The organism is Allobosea sp. P2_B12, assembly GCF_056404835.1.
The window spans coordinates 22,596-37,543 of the sequence record NZ_JBFUDG010000017.1; the positions used below are offsets into that span (position 1 = coordinate 22,596).

Below are 14,948 nucleotides of genomic sequence, written 5' to 3' on the forward strand. Positions count from 1 at the left end.
AAAAGCTGCGGCGCGACCTTGCGCCCATGGCCCGCACAGTCCATCTGCGCGGGAACGACATCGAAGCGCCGGAGCCACCAAAGGCCCGCCGGTGCCCAATAGCAGCCGGAGTCAAATGCATGAGACGCGTTGTGGTCACGGGGATGGGCATCGTCTCGTCCATCGGCAACAACACGCAGGAGGTTCTGTCCTCGCTGCATGAGGCGAAGTCCGGCATCTCCTTCATGCCCGATTTCGCCGAGCACGGCTTCCGCAGCCGCGTCGCCGGCGTGCCCTCGCTTGATCCTTCGACCGTGCTCGATCGCCGCGCCATGCGTTTCCACGGCGGTGGCTCGGCCTGGAACCAGGTCGCCATGGAACAGGCGATCGCGGATGCCGGGCTTGAGCAGAACGAAATCAGCCATGAGCGTACTGGCATCATCATGGGCTCGGGCGGTCCCTCCACCCGCGCCCTGATCGATGCCTATGACAAGGCCCGCGAGAGCGGCTCCTCCAAGAAGGTCGGCCCCTTCGCCGTGCCCAAGGGCATGTCCTCGACCGCGTCGGCAACGCTTGCGACCTGGTTCAAGATCAAGGGCGTGAACTATTCGATCTCGTCGGCCTGCGCGACCTCCAACCACTGCATCGGCAACGCCTATGAGCTGATCCAGTGGGGCAAGCAGGACGTCATCTTCGCCGGTGGATGCGAGGAGCTTGACTGGACGCTGTCGGTCCTGTTCGACGCTATGGGCGCGATGTCGACCGACTACAACGAGACCGCCTCGCGCGCCTCACGCGCCTATGACGTCAACCGCGACGGCTTCGTCATCGCCGGCGGCGCCGGCGTCGTCGTGCTCGAGGAACTGGAGCACGCCAAGGCCCGCGGCGCTAAGATCTATGGCGAGATCGTCGGCTATGGCGCGACCTCGGACGGCTACGACATGGTCGCGCCCTCGGGCGAAGGCGCGGTGCGCTGCATGAAGATGGCGCTGCAGGGCGTCACCGCTAAGGTCGACTACATCAACCCGCATGGCACCTCGACCCCGGTCGGCGACGCCAAGGAGATCGAGGCGATCCGCGAGGTCTTCGGGGCCGGCGACAAGGCCCCGCCGATCTCGGCGACCAAATCGCTGACCGGCCACTCGCTCGGCGCCACCGGCGTGCAGGAGGCGATCTACTCGCTGCTGATGCTGAACAACGACTTCATCTGCGAGAGCGCTCATATCGACGAGCTCGATCCCGCCTTCGCCGACATGCCGATCGTGCGCAAGCGCATCGACAATGCTGGGCTGGGTTGCGTGCTGTCCAACTCCTTCGGCTTCGGCGGCACCAACGCCACCATCGTGATGAAGAAGCTCGAAGCCTGAGGATACGCCCATGCTCTTCATGGTGATCGAGCATTTCGACCAGGCGCGGGTGAAGGAGATCTACGCCCGCTTCCATGAGAAGGGCCGCATGGCGCCCGAAGGCCTGACCTATCTCGATAGCTGGATATCGGCCGATTTCAGCCGCTGCTTCCAGATCATGCAATGCGACGACGTCACGCTGCTGCAGGAATGGGTGCTGGCCTGGGGCGATCTCGCCCGTTTCGAGATTGTGCCGTTGGCGTCGTCGAAGGACACGGCCGCAGCGGTGAAGAAGCATCTTTGATAAATCAGGGTGCCAAGCGGCGCCTGTCGGCCTAAACACTCAGGTTCGCCGTTCGAAGCCTCCTCAGAGTTTCCCATGCTCCCTCTCATGCACAACAAGCGCGGCCTCGTCATGGGCGTCGCCAACCAGAACTCGATCGCCTGGGGCATTGCGCGCACCCTGCACGCCCATGGCGCCGAGATGGCCTTCACCTATCAGGGCGATGCGCTCGGCAAACGCGTGAAGCCGCTCGCCGAAAGCATCGGCTCGAAGCTTGTCCTGCCCTGCGATGTCGAGGATATCGCCACGGTCGATTCAGCCTTTGCCACGATCGACGAGGCTTGGGGCGGCGATCCCGAGCGCAACACGCTCGACTTCATCGTCCATGCCATCGGCTTCTCCGACAAGAACGAGCTCAAGGGGCTCTATGCCGACACCAGCCGCGAGAATTTCTCTCGCACCATGGTGATCTCCTGCTTTTCCTTCACCGAAGCGGCGAAGCGTGCCGCCGAGCGCATGCCCAAGGGCGGCAGCATGATCACGCTGACCTATGGCGGCTCGACCCGGATCATGCCGAACTACAACGTCATGGGCGTCGCCAAGGCGGCGCTGGAGGCAAGCGTGCGTTATCTCGCGGGCGATTTCGGCCCGCGCGGCATCCGCGTCAACGCGCTCTCGCCGGGGCCGGTGCGGACATTGGCCGGCGCCGGCATCTCGGATGCGCGCGCGATGTATTCCTGGCAGCGGGCCAATTCTCCGCTGCGCAAATCGGTTTCGCTGGACGAGATCGGCGGCTCGGCGCTGTATTATCTCTCTGATTTGTCGGGCGGCGTCACCGGCGACATCCACCATGTCGATGCGGGCTATCACATCACCTCGATGCCCGTGCTCGACGGACTGCGCGCCGCCGATACCGGCAACGGCGAATAGGGAACCGTCGGCCCGGCCAGGCGGTTCTGTCCCCAACGATGGAGAACGCGATGGTCACGGTCAGGTATGAAATCGTCGAGCATGATGGCGGCTGGGCCTACAAGGTCGGCGATGCCATATCCGAAACCTTCCGCTCGCACGAGGCGGCACTGAAGGCGGCGACGGATGCGGCCGCGCGCCAGACCCTGGCCGGCACCACCGACGGGATCGTCTATCAAGACAAGGACGGCCAGTGGCACGAAGAACTGGCCGATGGTCGTGACCGGCCGGCGACCAAGGTTGTCGACCAGCCTTGATCGCTTCTCTGCGATGTGTCGCTACCGCGCCGTGAAGAACGTCAGCAGCACCTTGCCCTTCTCGCCGATCAGGCAGAGGAACCGCCGCGGCTTGTCCGACTTGTCGGTGCGCAGATAGGCCTCGCCCATGATGATCCTGGTGATCGGAACGTCCTCGACCTTGGTCTCGGCGGTCGCGATCGTCGTACCGTCCTCGTCGATATAGATGTCCTTGATCTCGGGCTCACGAGCCGAGATCGTATGAAGCGCCGCGGATTTGCAGGAAGCGATTTCCGGCGAGGCGGTCTTTTCGGGTGGCGCGTTGGAGGTCGGCCCAGCGGTCTGCGCGAGGGCAGGGGCAGGCAGCAGCGTCGCGATCAGCAGGGCAATGGTCGGCAGGCGCGTCATGAGGGGCACTCTGGAGAAGGTGCACGCTCAACGCGCGAAAGGCTGGGCGGTTCGGTTGCCATCAGCGCGCGACGACGCGCTGATGGCTTTTCGGTCCTCAGAGACCCAGCTTCTTCTTGCGCTGGCCGAGCGTGCGGAGGCGCAACGCGTTCAGCTTGATGAAGCCCGCAGCGTCGCGGTGGTCGTAGGCGACGGCGCCTTCCTCGAAGGTGACGAGGTCCTGGTCGTAGAGCGAATAGGGGCTTGACCGGCCGACGACATGGACGCCGCCCTTGTAGAGCTTCAGGCGCACCTGGCCGGCGACGAATTCCTGGCTCTTGTCGATCAGCGCCTGCAGCATCTCGCGCTCCGGCGAGAACCAGAAGCCGTTATAGATCAGCTCGGCATATTGCGGCATGATCTGGTCCTTGAGATGGGCCGCGCCACGATCGAGCGTGATCGATTCGATGGCGCGATGGGCCGCATGCAGGATCGTGCCGCCGGGCGTCTCGTACATGCCGCGCGACTTCATACCGACGAACCGGTTCTCGACGAGGTCGAGCCGGCCGATGCCGTTGTCGCGACCGAGATCGTTGAGCTTCGCCAGCAGGGTCGCCGGCGACATCTTCACCCCGTCGATGGCGCTGGCGTCGCCGGTCTCGAAGTCGATCGTGATATAGGTCGGCTTGTCCGGCGCATCCTCGGGCGAGATCGTGCGCGAATAGACGTAATCGGGCACCTCCTGCGCCGGATCCTCCAGCACCTTGCCCTCGGAGGAGGCGTGCAGCAGGTTGGCGTCGACCGAGAAGGGCGCCTCGCCGCGCTTGTCCTTGGCGATCGGGATCTGGTGCTGTTCGGCAAAGGCGATCAGCTGCTCGCGCGAGCGCAGATCCCATTCGCGCCAGGGCGCGATCACCACGACGTCGGGCTTGAGCGCATAGGCCGTGAGCTCGAAGCGGACCTGGTCGTTGCCCTTGCCCGTGGCGCCATGGGAGACGGCGTCGGCGCCGACCTTTTCGGCGATCTCGATCAGCTTCTTGCCGATCAGCGGCCGCGCGATCGAGGTGCCCAGCAGATAGACGCCCTCATAGGCGGCGTTGGCCCGGAACATCGGGAAGACGTAGTCGCGCACGAACTCCTCGCGCAGATCCTCGATGAAAATGTTCTCCGGCTTGATGCCGAGCAGCAGCGCCTTGTCGCGCGCCGGTCCGAGCTCCTCGCCCTGGCCGAGATCGGCGGTGAAGGTCACGACCTCGCAGTCATAGGTGATCTGCAGCCATTTCAGGATGATCGAGGTGTCCAGGCCGCCGGAGTAGGCGAGCACGACCTTCTTCACGGATTTGTCGGTCATCTTGATCATCTTCCTGCTGCTGCGGCGTTCTGAGCCCGCGGGCCGCTTTTCGAACGCAATGGCGCACTATCGCAGGCCCGTGGACGACGCAATCGGAACCTTCTGATCGATCCCGCGTCTTCGTGTGATGGATCGGTGTTGATGACACGGGCCGGTGCGGCGCCTGGGGCTCTGCCACATCTTGCGGTTGGGCAGTGAGAGGACCAGACTCTCATTGCGCGACTCGAAACCTAGACGACCGACTCGGAGGCTAAATGCCGAATCGTCCTGTTCTGGACTTCTGGTATGAGTTCGCATCGCCGTATTCCTTCCTGAGTGCGCTGAGGATCGAACCTCTCGCCGAAGCCGCAGGCGTGGCGTTGCGCTGGCGCCCCTTTTTGCTGGGGCCGATCTTCGCTGCCCACGGGTGGTCGACGTCGCCCTTCGTGCTCTATCCGAGCAAGGGCCGCTATATGTGGCGCGATGTCGAGCGCCGGGCCGGCCGCAACGGACTGGCGCTCGTCAAGCCCGAGACCTTTCCGCAGAACTCCCTGATCGCGGCCAGGCTGGCCCTGGCGGGGCGTGAGGCAGGCTGGATGCCGGCCTTCTCCAAGGCGCTGTTCCAGGCCGGTTTCGGCGAGGGCCGCAACATCGCCGAGGAGGCCGTGCTGAACGCCGCGCTGAAGCAGGCGGGCGCCGATCCAGGCGTGGCCTTTCCGGCCTCGCGCAGCGAGGAGGTCAAGGGCCGGCTCCGGGCCGAGATCGAATACGCCAAGTCGATCGGCATCTTCGGCGGTCCGACCTTCGTCACTGAGGATGGCGAGCTGTTCTGGGGCGATGACCGGCTCGAGGAAGCGCTGGACTGGTCCAGGCACGGCTGCTGAGTATCACGCACCCGTTAGGTTACGGACTGGCGCTGCCACCTCCCGTCGGGCGTGCCCACGGCCCGCGCGCCGCCGGATCGACATGCGCGGCTGATTCCTCGACCATGGTCTGCAGGTCCTGCCGCTCCGCGATCCGGGGCGGGTGAGGCGGCATCGCCGGCATCCGCCCGCCCGCCGTCTGGACCAGCGCCTGCACCCGCTTGGTGACGGAAGGGTGAGTCGAGAACAGATCGGCGAAATCGTCGGGGTCGTTTTCGAAGCACATGTCCATCACGCCCGACGGCACGCCCTCGATATCGGCGCGGCCGGCGATCTTGAGCAGGGCCGAGATCATCGCGTCGGGGTTCTTGGTCAGCTCGACCGCGCCGGCATCGGCGAGATATTCCCGTGAGCGCGACAGCGACAGCCGGATCACCACGGCCAGGAACCAAGCCACCGCGATCACGGCAAAGCCGATCAGGATCGCGACGAAACTGCCCTTCTTGGCGTCATCCGAGGAAATCCGGACACGGCCGAGATTGCGGAAGATCAACTCGCCGACCAGCGAGATGATGCCGGCGATGACGACCGCTATGATCATCAGCCTGACGTCGCCATTGCGGATATGGGTCAGCTCATGGGCGAGCACGGCCTCGACCTCGGCATCGTTCAGCTGCGCCAGCAGGCCGCTCGTCACCGTCACCGTGAACTGCTTGTCGTTGACCCCGCTGGCAAAGGCGTTCAGCGCCTCGCTCTCGACGATGGCGAGCTTTGGCATGGTGAGGCCGCGCGAGATGCAGAGATTTTCCAGCATGCGGTAGAGCTTGGGATTGTCCTCGCGCGACAACCCCTGCGCGCCCGAGACCGCGCTGATGATCCCGACATTCATGCGGAAGCCGATGAACACCCAGGCACCGGCCACCAGCGTGATCACCGGAAACCAGGACCAGAACAACCGCGCGGCCTCGCCGAACGCCGTTCGTCCGCGCGGGACGCCGACATAGCCGTTGAAGACGAGCAGCAGGCCCCAGGCCGTCAGATAGACCAGCGCGAACAGACCCGCGATCAGGAAACCCGACCTGATCCGGTTGTTGCGCATATGGCTGTAGAGCCCGAAGGCCTGGCCCAGCATCGCCGCTCCTGTCGCCGCTGCCCCGCTCGCTGCAGCCTATCGCTGCTTTTGGCCGGCTGTCAGAACTTGACGCTCGGCGCCACCTCGATCTGCGCCCGCGTGGTCTCGCCGACATCGAAGAACTCGCGCTGCGTGAAGCCCATCTGCGGCGCGAACAGCACCGCCGGGAAGGCCTGGATCGCGGCGTTGAACTCGCTGACGGCGTTATTGAAGAAGCGCCGCGCCGCGGCGAGCTTGTCCTCGACATTGCCGAGATCGACCTGAAGCTGCTGGAAATTGGCTGAAGCCTTGAGGTCGGGATAGGCCTCGCCAAGAGCCAGAAGCCGGCCGACCGCGCCCGAAAGTTGCTGCTCGGCCGCGGCCTTGTCATGTACGCTGCCGGCACCCTGCGCGGCGTTGCGCGCCGCGATCACGGCGTCGAGCGTACTCTTTTCATGAGTGGCGTAACCCTTCACCGTCTCGACCAGATTGGGGATGAGGTCGTGGCGCTGCTTGAGCTGCACGTCGATGTCGGCGAAGGCCTGGCCGACCCGCTGTCGCATCGCGACCAGGCCGTTATAGGTCATGATCAGGTAGATGACGACGGCGGCGATCAGCCCCAAGATAACCCAGCCCATGGCGTGCTCCTCAAGCGCAGGCGAAATCCGGCCTGCAACCTCGCATGAAGGACGACGTTGGGGAAGATGGCCGCAGCAGGCTGCGTGACGGGCTTCCGAGCGAGTCTGCGGAGAACGGTCGCCCCTGCCGCCCAACGGGGGGCGGAATTAATGCACTTCTTTAACCATTATTGTTCAAAAAAAGGAGGCGAACGTAACGTCATCGCGTTTCCCCAAGGGTCGGGACAAAAACAAATGAGAATGCCATTTTCAGGCCTGGGCCATTCCGTTGCCGGTGAAACCGCCGCAATAAGGCGCTCCCAGGCCGTCATCGAATTCGACATGTCCGGGAACATTCTTGAGGCGAATCATAATTTCACCGACGTCGTCAAATATTCACGTGAAGAAATCCTCGGAAAACACCATCGGATGTTTGTCGACGATGCATATCGCGGCTCGGCCGAGTACGCGGAATTCTGGGCCCGCCTGAATCGGGGCGAGGCGATCGAGGCGCAGTTTCTTCGGATCGCCAAGGGCGGCAAGCGGGTTTGGTTGCAGGCGACATACACGCCGATCCTCAATTCCTTCGGCAAGCCGGTGAAGGTCATCAAGTTCGCAACGGATATCTCCGCGCAGAAGGAAGCGACGGCGAACCTCGAGGGCCAGATCGCTGCGATCCGCAAATCCCAGGCTGTCATCGAGTTCGATCTCGCCGGGACGATCCTCGACGCCAACGACAACTTCCTCGGTGCGGTCGGCTATGCCCTGGCCGATATCGCAGGCAAGCATCACAGCCTGTTCGTCGATCCCGCCGAGCGGAGCAGCGAAGCCTACCGCCGGTTCTGGGAGAAACTCGGGCGCGGCGAGTATGACGAGGGCCAGTATCGCCGGATCGGCAAAGGCGGCCGGCAAATCTGGCTTCAGGCGAGCTACAACCCGATCCTCGATGCGCTGGGCAAGCCCTTCAAAGTCGTGAAGTATGCCACCGACATCACCGCCAACAAACTGGCTCAGGATGCCCTGCGCGATGCCGTCGCCGACACCCGCGGTGTCGTCAATGCCGCCATGGCACGGGATCTGACCCAGCGGATCTCCTTGCAGGGCAAGACCGGCGAAATTTCCGAACTGTGTGGCGGCATCAACGAACTCGTCGATTCCTTCGCTGAGGTCATCCGGACAGTCTCGACGATTTCGCAACAGATCACCACCGGGGCCGACCGGATCGGTGCAGATAGCCGCGATCTGGCCCAGCGGACCGAAGAACAGGCAAGCAGCCTTGAGGAGACGGCGGCGACCACCGAGGAGCTTGCGGCTTCCGTCAAGCAGAGCGCGGAACGCGCCCGCGAAGCGACTGGTCTCGGCGAGACCGCCAACGGCATCGCCAATCGCGGTGGCTCGATCGTCAGCGAAGCGGTCGTGGCGATGGAACGGATCGAGAAGGCCTCCAGCGACATCGCCGAGATCATTACGGTGATCGACAATATCGCCTTCCAGACGAATCTGCTGGCACTGAATGCTGCGGTCGAGGCGGCCCGCGCGGGCGATGCCGGCAAGGGGTTTGCCGTCGTGGCCTCGGAGGTCCGCGCTCTGGCGCAGCGTTCCAGCGAGGCTGCCAACGACATCAAGAAGCTGATCACGAACTCGACGCAGGAGGTCGCAAGCGGCGTCAGGCTGGTGAAGGATGCCGGCTCGGCCCTGTCCGAAATCGTCGGCTCGTCGACCAGCGTCGCCAGCGCACTCGCCGACATCTCCAGCGCGTCCAACGAGCAGGCCAATGGCATCGAGGAGGTCGCCAAGGTCGTCGCCCATATGGATGACATGACCCAGCGCAACTCCGCCATGGCCGACCAGAGCGCCGGCGTCGCGCGCGAACTTCAGACGGCGACGGGTTCGCTGAAGCAGATGGTCGAGAACTTCCGGATAGCCGGCAATGCCCCGGCACGCGATCTCGGCGCCAGCGTGATGGCCGAACTGAAGCAGGCGGCGCCGCATATGGGGCTGGGCCGCGCCGGAGCTACCCAGGCGGCGCCCCGGCCGCAGCGCCATGCGGTCGGCGGGGCGGCGGGAGGTTGGTCGGAGTTCTGACGTCCGCGGTCCGGGCGGTCAATCAACGGCGGCGGCGTGAAAGCGCCGCCGCGGAACGGCCGACTTGGTCAATCGCCGCTATAGCGCTCTTCCATCCACGGGTCGCCACGGTCGTGATAGCCGCGCACCTCCCAGAAGCCAGGCTGGTTGGCGGTCGTGAACTCGATCCGCTTCAGCCATTTCGCGCTCTTCCAGAAATAGAGCTTCGGCAGCACCAGCCGCAGCGGCCCGCCGTGCTCGGTCGGGATCGGCCTGCCCTCCCAACTGTGGGCAAGCAACGCATCCTCGCTGGCGAAATCCTCCAGCGTCAGATTGGTGGTGTAGCCGTCATAGGAGTGCAGCACGACGAAGCCGGCCTCGGGCTTGGGATGCGCGAGGTCGAGCAGGGTCCGCGTCGAGACGCCCTCCCAGCGGTTGTTGTAGCGCGACCAGGTCGTGACGCAGTGGATGTCGGAGGTGTCCTGCGTCTGCTCCTGCGCCAGGAGATCGGCCCAGCGCCAGTGCAGCCGGTTCTCGACCGCGCCGTCGATATCGAGCGTCCAGCTCGCGAGCGGGATCGCCGGCTGCAGGCCGAGATCGAGCACCGGCCAGTCCTTGACCAGATGCTGGCCGGGCGGCAGCCGCTCGCTGTCGGAACGGGCGATGCGCCCGGTCAGGAACTTGCCGGCACGTGCCCAAGCCTGCTTCGTCCGGGTCAGCTTGGTATCGGAGGGCGTCTCGGGGTCGTCGGTCATGGAAGACTCCTGTCCGCATTACGGAGGGGCGAGGGCCGCGTGCCAAACGAAGATCGCCATCGCCGTGGCGCTCCGCAAGCGCCATTCGTCGATCGCCCTTGCCCTTGATCCCGCTTTCCACTACATCGCGCCTGTCCGATAAGGCCGTGATCGATCACAGCCGGGGGCGGCCTTTTTGGCCGGCTCCCGTTTCGTGTTTGGGGCGGATCGTTCGGATGCGGATGTGAAACCGGCGGCCTTGCGCCGTTCTCTCGTTCCGGCGCTGCGATGCGCGGACGGGTGGACCAGCCTCTCACGGGGCGCCGACGGGAGCATCCGGCCTGCAACACCAACCCAATCGGGCGCTTGCCGGACATCCGCGGGATACGCGGCCGGCGTCAGGAGAATGCATGTCAGCCGTAGAAAGCTTTTCGGGCCGCGAGGATTTCGCCGCCCTTCTCGAGGAATCCTTCGGTCAGAACGAAGCCCTCGAAGGTTCCGTGATCAAGGGCATCGTCGTCGCCATCGAAAAAGACATGGCGATCATCGATGTCGGCCTGAAGACGGAAGGGCGCGTCGCGCTCAAGGAATTCAACGGCCCCGGCCGTGACCAGGACATCAAGGTCGGCGACGAGGTCGAGGTCTATCTGGACCGGATCGAAAACGCCCTCGGCGAAGCCGTCATCTCGCGCGACAAGGCTCGCCGCGAGGAGAGCTGGGTCAAGCTCGAGAAGGCTTTCGAGGCTCGCGAGAAGGTCTCGGGCGTCATCTTCAACACGGTCAAGGGTGGCTACACCGTCGATCTCGACGGCGCCGTCGCCTTCCTGCCGCGTTCGCAGGTCGACATCCGCCCGATCCGCGACGTCGGCCCGCTGATGGGCCAGCCGCAGCCCTTCGAGATCCTCAAGATGGATCGCCGCCGCGGCAACATCGTCGTGTCGCGCCGCACCGTCCTCGAAGAGACCCGCGCCGAGGCTCGCTCCGAGCTCGTGGCTTCGCTCGAAGAGGGCCAGGTCATCGATGGCGTCGTCAAGAACATCACCGAATACGGTGCGTTCGTTGACCTCGGCGGCATCGACGGCTTGCTCCATGTCACCGACATGGCCTGGCGTCGCGTCAACCATCCGTCCGAGGTCGTGACCATCGGCCAGACGGTCAAGGTCAAGATCATCAAGATCAACCAGGACACGCACCGCATCTCGCTCGGCATCAAGCAGCTGCTTGCCGATCCGTGGGACGGCATTGCGGCCCGTTACCCCGTCGGTGCGCGCCTCAAGGGTCGCGTCACCAACATCACGGACTACGGCGCGTTCGTCGAAGTGGAGCCGGGCATCGAAGGCCTCATCCACGTCTCCGAGATGTCCTGGACCAAGAAGAACGTCCACCCCGGCAAGATCGTCTCGACCTCGCAGGAAGTCGACGTCGCGATCCTCGAGGTCGATCAGGTCAAGCGTCGCATCTCGCTCGGCCTCAAGCAGACCCTGCGCAACCCCTGGGAGGTCTTCGCGGAGACCCATCCGGCCGGTGCGGTGGTCGAGGGCGAGGTCAAGAACAAGACCGAGTTCGGCCTGTTCCTGGGTCTCGAAGGCGATATCGACGGCATGATCCATCTCTCCGATCTCGACTGGAACCGTCCGGGCGAGCAGGTCATCGAGGAATACAAGAAGGGCGACATGCTTCAGGCTGTCGTTCTCGATGTGGACGTCGAGAAGGAGCGCATCTCGCTCGGCCTGAAGCAGCTCGGCGGCGATCCCTTCGTGGATGCCGGCGAGTTCAAGAAGGGCCAGGTCGTCACCTGTGAGGTGATCGAGGTCAAGGAAGGCGGTCTCGACGTCAAGATCGCCGGCACCGACATGACCACCTTCATCAAGCGCGCCGAGATCGCTCGCGATCGCGCCGAGCAGCGCCCCGAGCGCTTCGCGGCTGGCGAAAAGGTCGACGCCCGCGTCATCCTCTTCGACAAGAAGGCCCGCAAGATCCAGGTCTCGATCAAGGCCCTGGAAATGGCCGAGGAGAAGGAGGCGATGGCGCAGTATGGCTCCGCCGACTCCGGCGCTTCGCTCGGCGACATCCTGGGCGCCGCCCTCAAGAAGGCGACGACCGACAAGAAGTGATCGTTCGGCCGCTGCGGCGGCCGGATATCTCGATCAGCCCGCGCGGAGAAATCCGCGCGGGCTTTTGTTTCTGATGACAGACCCAGGACCAAGACCATGACCACCGCGGCGATCGGCATCGATTTCGGCACCACCAACAGCGTCGTCGCGCTGGCCGCTGCCGACGGCTCGGTGACGACGCGGTCCTTCGCCACGAAGCAGGGCGCGGTCGACGCCTATCGCTCGGCCCTGATGTTCTGGCGCGAAGGCCGCCCGCCGCAGACCCGCATCGCCCATGTCAGCGGCCCCGACGCACTCGACATGGCCTTGGGCATGACCACCGAGCACCGCTTCCTGCAGTCGCTGAAGACCCATCTCTCCAGCCGCGCCTTTCAGGAGACGCGGCTGTTCGGCAAGCTCTTCCGGCTGGAAGACCTGATCGGTGTCTTCCTGTCGGATGTCTCCGCCGGCCTCGACGATCTCGCCGACACGCCGCTGGTCTCTGGCAGGCCGGTGGTGTTCGCGGGCGAGCGCCCCGACGAGGAGTTGGCGCTCGGCCGGCTCAGGTCGTCCTACGCGAAAGCCGGCATGCCGCAGGTCGATTTCGCCTATGAGCCACTCGGCGCCGCCTATTGGTACGCCCGCGACCTGAAGCAGCCGCAGACCATGCTGGTCGCCGATTTCGGTGGCGGCACCAGCGACTTCTCGGTGATGCGCTTCGAGCCCGGCGGGGCAGGGCGCCTGGAGGCGATCCCGCTCTCCCATGCTGGCGTCGGCGTCGCCGGCGACACCTTCGACTACCGCATCATCGAGCATGCGATCTCGCCGAGGCTGGGCAAGGGCTCGGATTACCGCTCCTTCGAGAAGCTGCTCCCGATCCCGGCGCATTACCACGCCGCCTTCGCGCAATGGCACCGGCTTTCGCTGATGAAGAGCCGCGAGACGATGGCGGAGCTCAAGGCCCTGATCCGCGATGCCGTCGAGCCCGCCAAGCTCGAGGATCTGCTGACCGTGATCGAATATGATCTCGGCTACGAGCTTTACCGCGCCGTCTCGGCCGCCAAGATCGCGCTTTCGGGCGCCGATGAAACCGTGCTGCGCTTCAATCAGATGGATGTCGCGATCGAGCGCACCATCCGGCGCGCCGATTTCGACGGCTGGATCGCCGGCGACGTCGCGGCCATCGAGGCTGCGCTCGACCGGGCGCTGACGGAGGCGAATGTCGCGGCGTGCGCCATCGAGGCGGTGTTCATGACGGGCGGCACCTCGCATGTGCCGGCTGTGCGCGCGCTGTTCGATCGCCGCTTCGGCTCCGGGCGCATCCATATCGGCGATGCCTTCCGCTCGGTGGCGAGCGGGCTTGCGCTGCTGGCGCTCGATCGCGCGCGCTCCTCGGTCGCGGCCTGAGCGCCGTCCTTCGCCTTGCCCCGCCTCCGGTGCGAGGTTACACCACGGACCCGAAGCCGAGTGGAGCGCCCCGATGTCGTCTGATGCCGATCTGCTTGCCGATCGCCGCAGCCTGCGCCGCAAGCTGACGCTCTGGCGCCTTCTCGCCGTCGTCGGCGTTCTCGGCGCCGCCGTCGTGGCCGGTCTGGCCTGGACCGGACGGACGCCCGGCTCGATCAGCCAGGCCCATATCGCCCGCGTGACCATCTCCGGTTTCATCTCCGGCGACCGGCGTACCCTCGAACTGATCAAGTCGCTCGAGGACAGCCGCGCCGCCGCCGTCCTGATCAAGATCGACAGCCCCGGCGGCACGGTGTCCGGCTCCGAGGCGCTTTACGACGCCCTGCGCCGGCTGGCGGCAAAGAAGCCGATGGTGGCTGTCGTCGATGGCCTGGCTGCCTCGGGCGGCTATATCGCCGCGATCGGCTCGGACCGGATCGTGGCGCGCCAGAGTTCGCTCGTCGGCTCGATCGGCGTTCTCTTCCAGATTCCCAATGTCGGGCAGTTGCTGAACACTGTCGGCGTCAAGCTCGAGGAGGTGAAGTCGAGCCCGCTGAAGGCGGCGCCGAACGGCTTCGAACCGACCTCGCCCGAGGCGCGCGCCGCGCTTCAGCGCGTCGTCGACGACAATTACGACTGGTTCAAGCGCCTGGTGCGCGAGCGCCGCAAGCTCGGCGATGCCGAGATCGCGACGGTCTCCGACGGGCGCGTCCATACCGGGCGTCAGGCGGTCGGACTCAGGCTTGTCGACGAACTCGGCGGCGAGCCGGAGGCCATCGCCTGGCTCGAGCGCGAGAAGGGCGTCGCCAAGGATTTGAGTGTCCGCGACTGGCGTCGCCGCAGCGAATCCTCCTCCTACGGGCTCTGGAGTGCCAGCGAGGCGCTGGCCCGTGCGGCAGGTCTCGAAACGCTGGCGGCGCTGATCGCCCGCGCCGCCGATCAACCGCTCGGTTTGCGGCTTGACGCGCCCATGGCGCTCTGGCAGCCTGCAGTCGAAAAGTGATGTTGATACAAGCGGTTATATTGCAACGATGATTAAATCAGAACTTGTTCAACGCATCGCCGAGCGCAACAGCCATCTCTATCAGCGCGATATCGAGAATATCGTCACGGCGATCCTCGACGAGGTCGTCAAGGCGCTCTCGCGTGGTGACAGGGTCGAGTTGCGGGGCTTCGGCGCCTTCTCCCGAAAGGCGCGCTCCGCCCGCGTCGGCCGCAATCCCCGGACCGGCGATGCGGTCGAGGTCGAGGAGAAGTTCGTCCCCGTCTTCAAGACCGGCAAGGAACTGCGCCTGAGGCTGAACGGCAAGGCGTAATTCAGGGCGCAGGAAGGTCGAAAGCCGGAAACCACCGCAGGATTCCGGCGCCATTCAAGGGATTGCGAATTGGCGTAGCCTCGCTCCTTGTCCGGATTGCCGTCGAGGGTATCTAAAGATCGCGCGGGTGAGTTGACGGGCGCCACGATCGAGCGACCTCGTAAGGGAACTGCG

General features: G+C 65.0%; 15 protein-coding genes. 10 read left to right on the forward strand and 5 right to left on the reverse strand.

The features are described from left to right. Positions 1 to 119 precede the first annotated feature (119 nt). The 4 genes from fabB to AC1DYU_RS24970 all read left to right on the forward strand — a co-directional run bounded on the left by fabB (position 120) and on the right by AC1DYU_RS24970 (position 2,834). Positions 120 to 1,346, forward strand: coding sequence for a beta-ketoacyl-ACP synthase I (gene fabB / locus AC1DYU_RS24955; protein ID WP_476793975.1), 1,227 nt, complete (start codon positions 120 to 122; stop codon positions 1,344 to 1,346). Between the two features lie 10 nt (positions 1,347 to 1,356). Further along, the gene (locus AC1DYU_RS24960) at positions 1,357 to 1,629 is read left to right on the forward strand and encodes a DUF3303 domain-containing protein (protein WP_054209140.1); all 273 of its coding nucleotides are present in this window, start codon (positions 1,357 to 1,359) and stop codon (positions 1,627 to 1,629) included. Positions 1,630 to 1,704: 75 nt separating this feature from the next. Beyond that, positions 1,705 to 2,538 carry an enoyl-ACP reductase FabI gene (gene fabI / locus AC1DYU_RS24965; RefSeq protein ID WP_476793976.1) on the forward strand — a complete coding sequence of 278 codons (834 nt, stop codon included), beginning with the start codon at positions 1,705 to 1,707 and terminating at the stop codon, positions 2,536 to 2,538. Between the two features lie 50 nt (positions 2,539 to 2,588). Continuing rightward, entirely contained in the window at positions 2,589 to 2,834 is a 246-nt protein-coding gene (locus tag AC1DYU_RS24970) for a DUF2188 domain-containing protein (RefSeq protein WP_476793977.1), read from the forward strand. A gap of 21 nt (positions 2,835 to 2,855) precedes the next feature. Here AC1DYU_RS24970 and AC1DYU_RS24975 read toward each other — a convergent pair whose 3' ends face one another. Both AC1DYU_RS24975 and AC1DYU_RS24980 read right to left on the reverse strand, forming a co-directional pair. Then, on the reverse strand, positions 2,856 to 3,221 hold the full coding sequence (locus tag AC1DYU_RS24975) for a hypothetical protein (RefSeq protein ID WP_476793978.1): 366 nt from the start codon (positions 3,219 to 3,221) through the stop codon (positions 2,856 to 2,858). Between the two features lie 97 nt (positions 3,222 to 3,318). Continuing rightward, on the reverse strand, positions 3,319 to 4,551 hold the full coding sequence (locus AC1DYU_RS24980; RefSeq protein WP_476793979.1) for an argininosuccinate synthase: 1,233 nt from the start codon (positions 4,549 to 4,551) through the stop codon (positions 3,319 to 3,321). Positions 4,552 to 4,805: 254 nt separating this feature from the next. On the opposite strand from AC1DYU_RS24980, the gene AC1DYU_RS24985 reads away from it, so the two are divergent. Next, complete coding sequence (locus tag AC1DYU_RS24985) at positions 4,806 to 5,414, forward strand: 2-hydroxychromene-2-carboxylate isomerase (protein ID WP_158483149.1); 609 nt, start codon at positions 4,806 to 4,808, stop codon at positions 5,412 to 5,414. A 19-nt stretch (positions 5,415 to 5,433) separates the two neighbouring features. Here AC1DYU_RS24985 and AC1DYU_RS24990 read toward each other — a convergent pair whose 3' ends face one another. Next, on the reverse strand, positions 5,434 to 6,525 hold the full coding sequence (locus tag AC1DYU_RS24990) for a M48 family metallopeptidase (RefSeq protein ID WP_476793980.1): 1,092 nt from the start codon (positions 6,523 to 6,525) through the stop codon (positions 5,434 to 5,436). Positions 6,526 to 6,584: 59 nt separating this feature from the next. Further along, positions 6,585 to 7,142: a LemA family protein gene (locus AC1DYU_RS24995; RefSeq protein ID WP_476793981.1), complete on the reverse strand. Its 558-nt coding sequence runs from the start codon at positions 7,140 to 7,142 to the stop codon at positions 6,585 to 6,587. 66 nt (positions 7,143 to 7,208) lie between these two features. On the opposite strand from AC1DYU_RS24995, the gene AC1DYU_RS25000 reads away from it, so the two are divergent. Beyond that, positions 7,209 to 9,206, forward strand: coding sequence for a methyl-accepting chemotaxis protein (locus AC1DYU_RS25000; protein ID WP_476793982.1), 1,998 nt, complete (start codon positions 7,209 to 7,211; stop codon positions 9,204 to 9,206). 68 nt (positions 9,207 to 9,274) lie between these two features. On the opposite strand, the gene AC1DYU_RS25005 is transcribed toward AC1DYU_RS25000, so the two are convergent. Next, positions 9,275 to 9,940, reverse strand: a complete 666-nt coding sequence (locus AC1DYU_RS25005; protein ID WP_476793983.1) for a sulfite oxidase-like oxidoreductase — start codon at positions 9,938 to 9,940, stop codon at positions 9,275 to 9,277. Between the two features lie 389 nt (positions 9,941 to 10,329). On the opposite strand from AC1DYU_RS25005, the gene rpsA reads away from it, so the two are divergent. The 4 genes from rpsA (at position 10,330) to ihfB (ending at position 14,774) form a co-directional block, all read left to right on the forward strand. Then, positions 10,330 to 12,033 carry a 30S ribosomal protein S1 gene (rpsA, locus tag AC1DYU_RS25010; protein ID WP_054209128.1) on the forward strand — a complete coding sequence of 568 codons (1,704 nt, stop codon included), beginning with the start codon at positions 10,330 to 10,332 and terminating at the stop codon, positions 12,031 to 12,033. Positions 12,034 to 12,129: 96 nt separating this feature from the next. Beyond that, positions 12,130 to 13,419 (forward strand): Hsp70 family protein, encoded by a 1,290-nt coding sequence (locus AC1DYU_RS25015; protein ID WP_476793984.1) that lies wholly within the window; start codon positions 12,130 to 12,132, stop codon positions 13,417 to 13,419. A gap of 73 nt (positions 13,420 to 13,492) precedes the next feature. Continuing rightward, entirely contained in the window at positions 13,493 to 14,461 is a 969-nt protein-coding gene (gene sppA / locus AC1DYU_RS25020) for a signal peptide peptidase SppA (RefSeq protein ID WP_476793985.1), read from the forward strand. Between the two features lie 28 nt (positions 14,462 to 14,489). Then, positions 14,490 to 14,774, forward strand: coding sequence for an integration host factor subunit beta (ihfB, locus tag AC1DYU_RS25025; RefSeq protein ID WP_158483155.1), 285 nt, complete (start codon positions 14,490 to 14,492; stop codon positions 14,772 to 14,774). Positions 14,775 to 14,948: the final 174 nt, after the last annotated feature.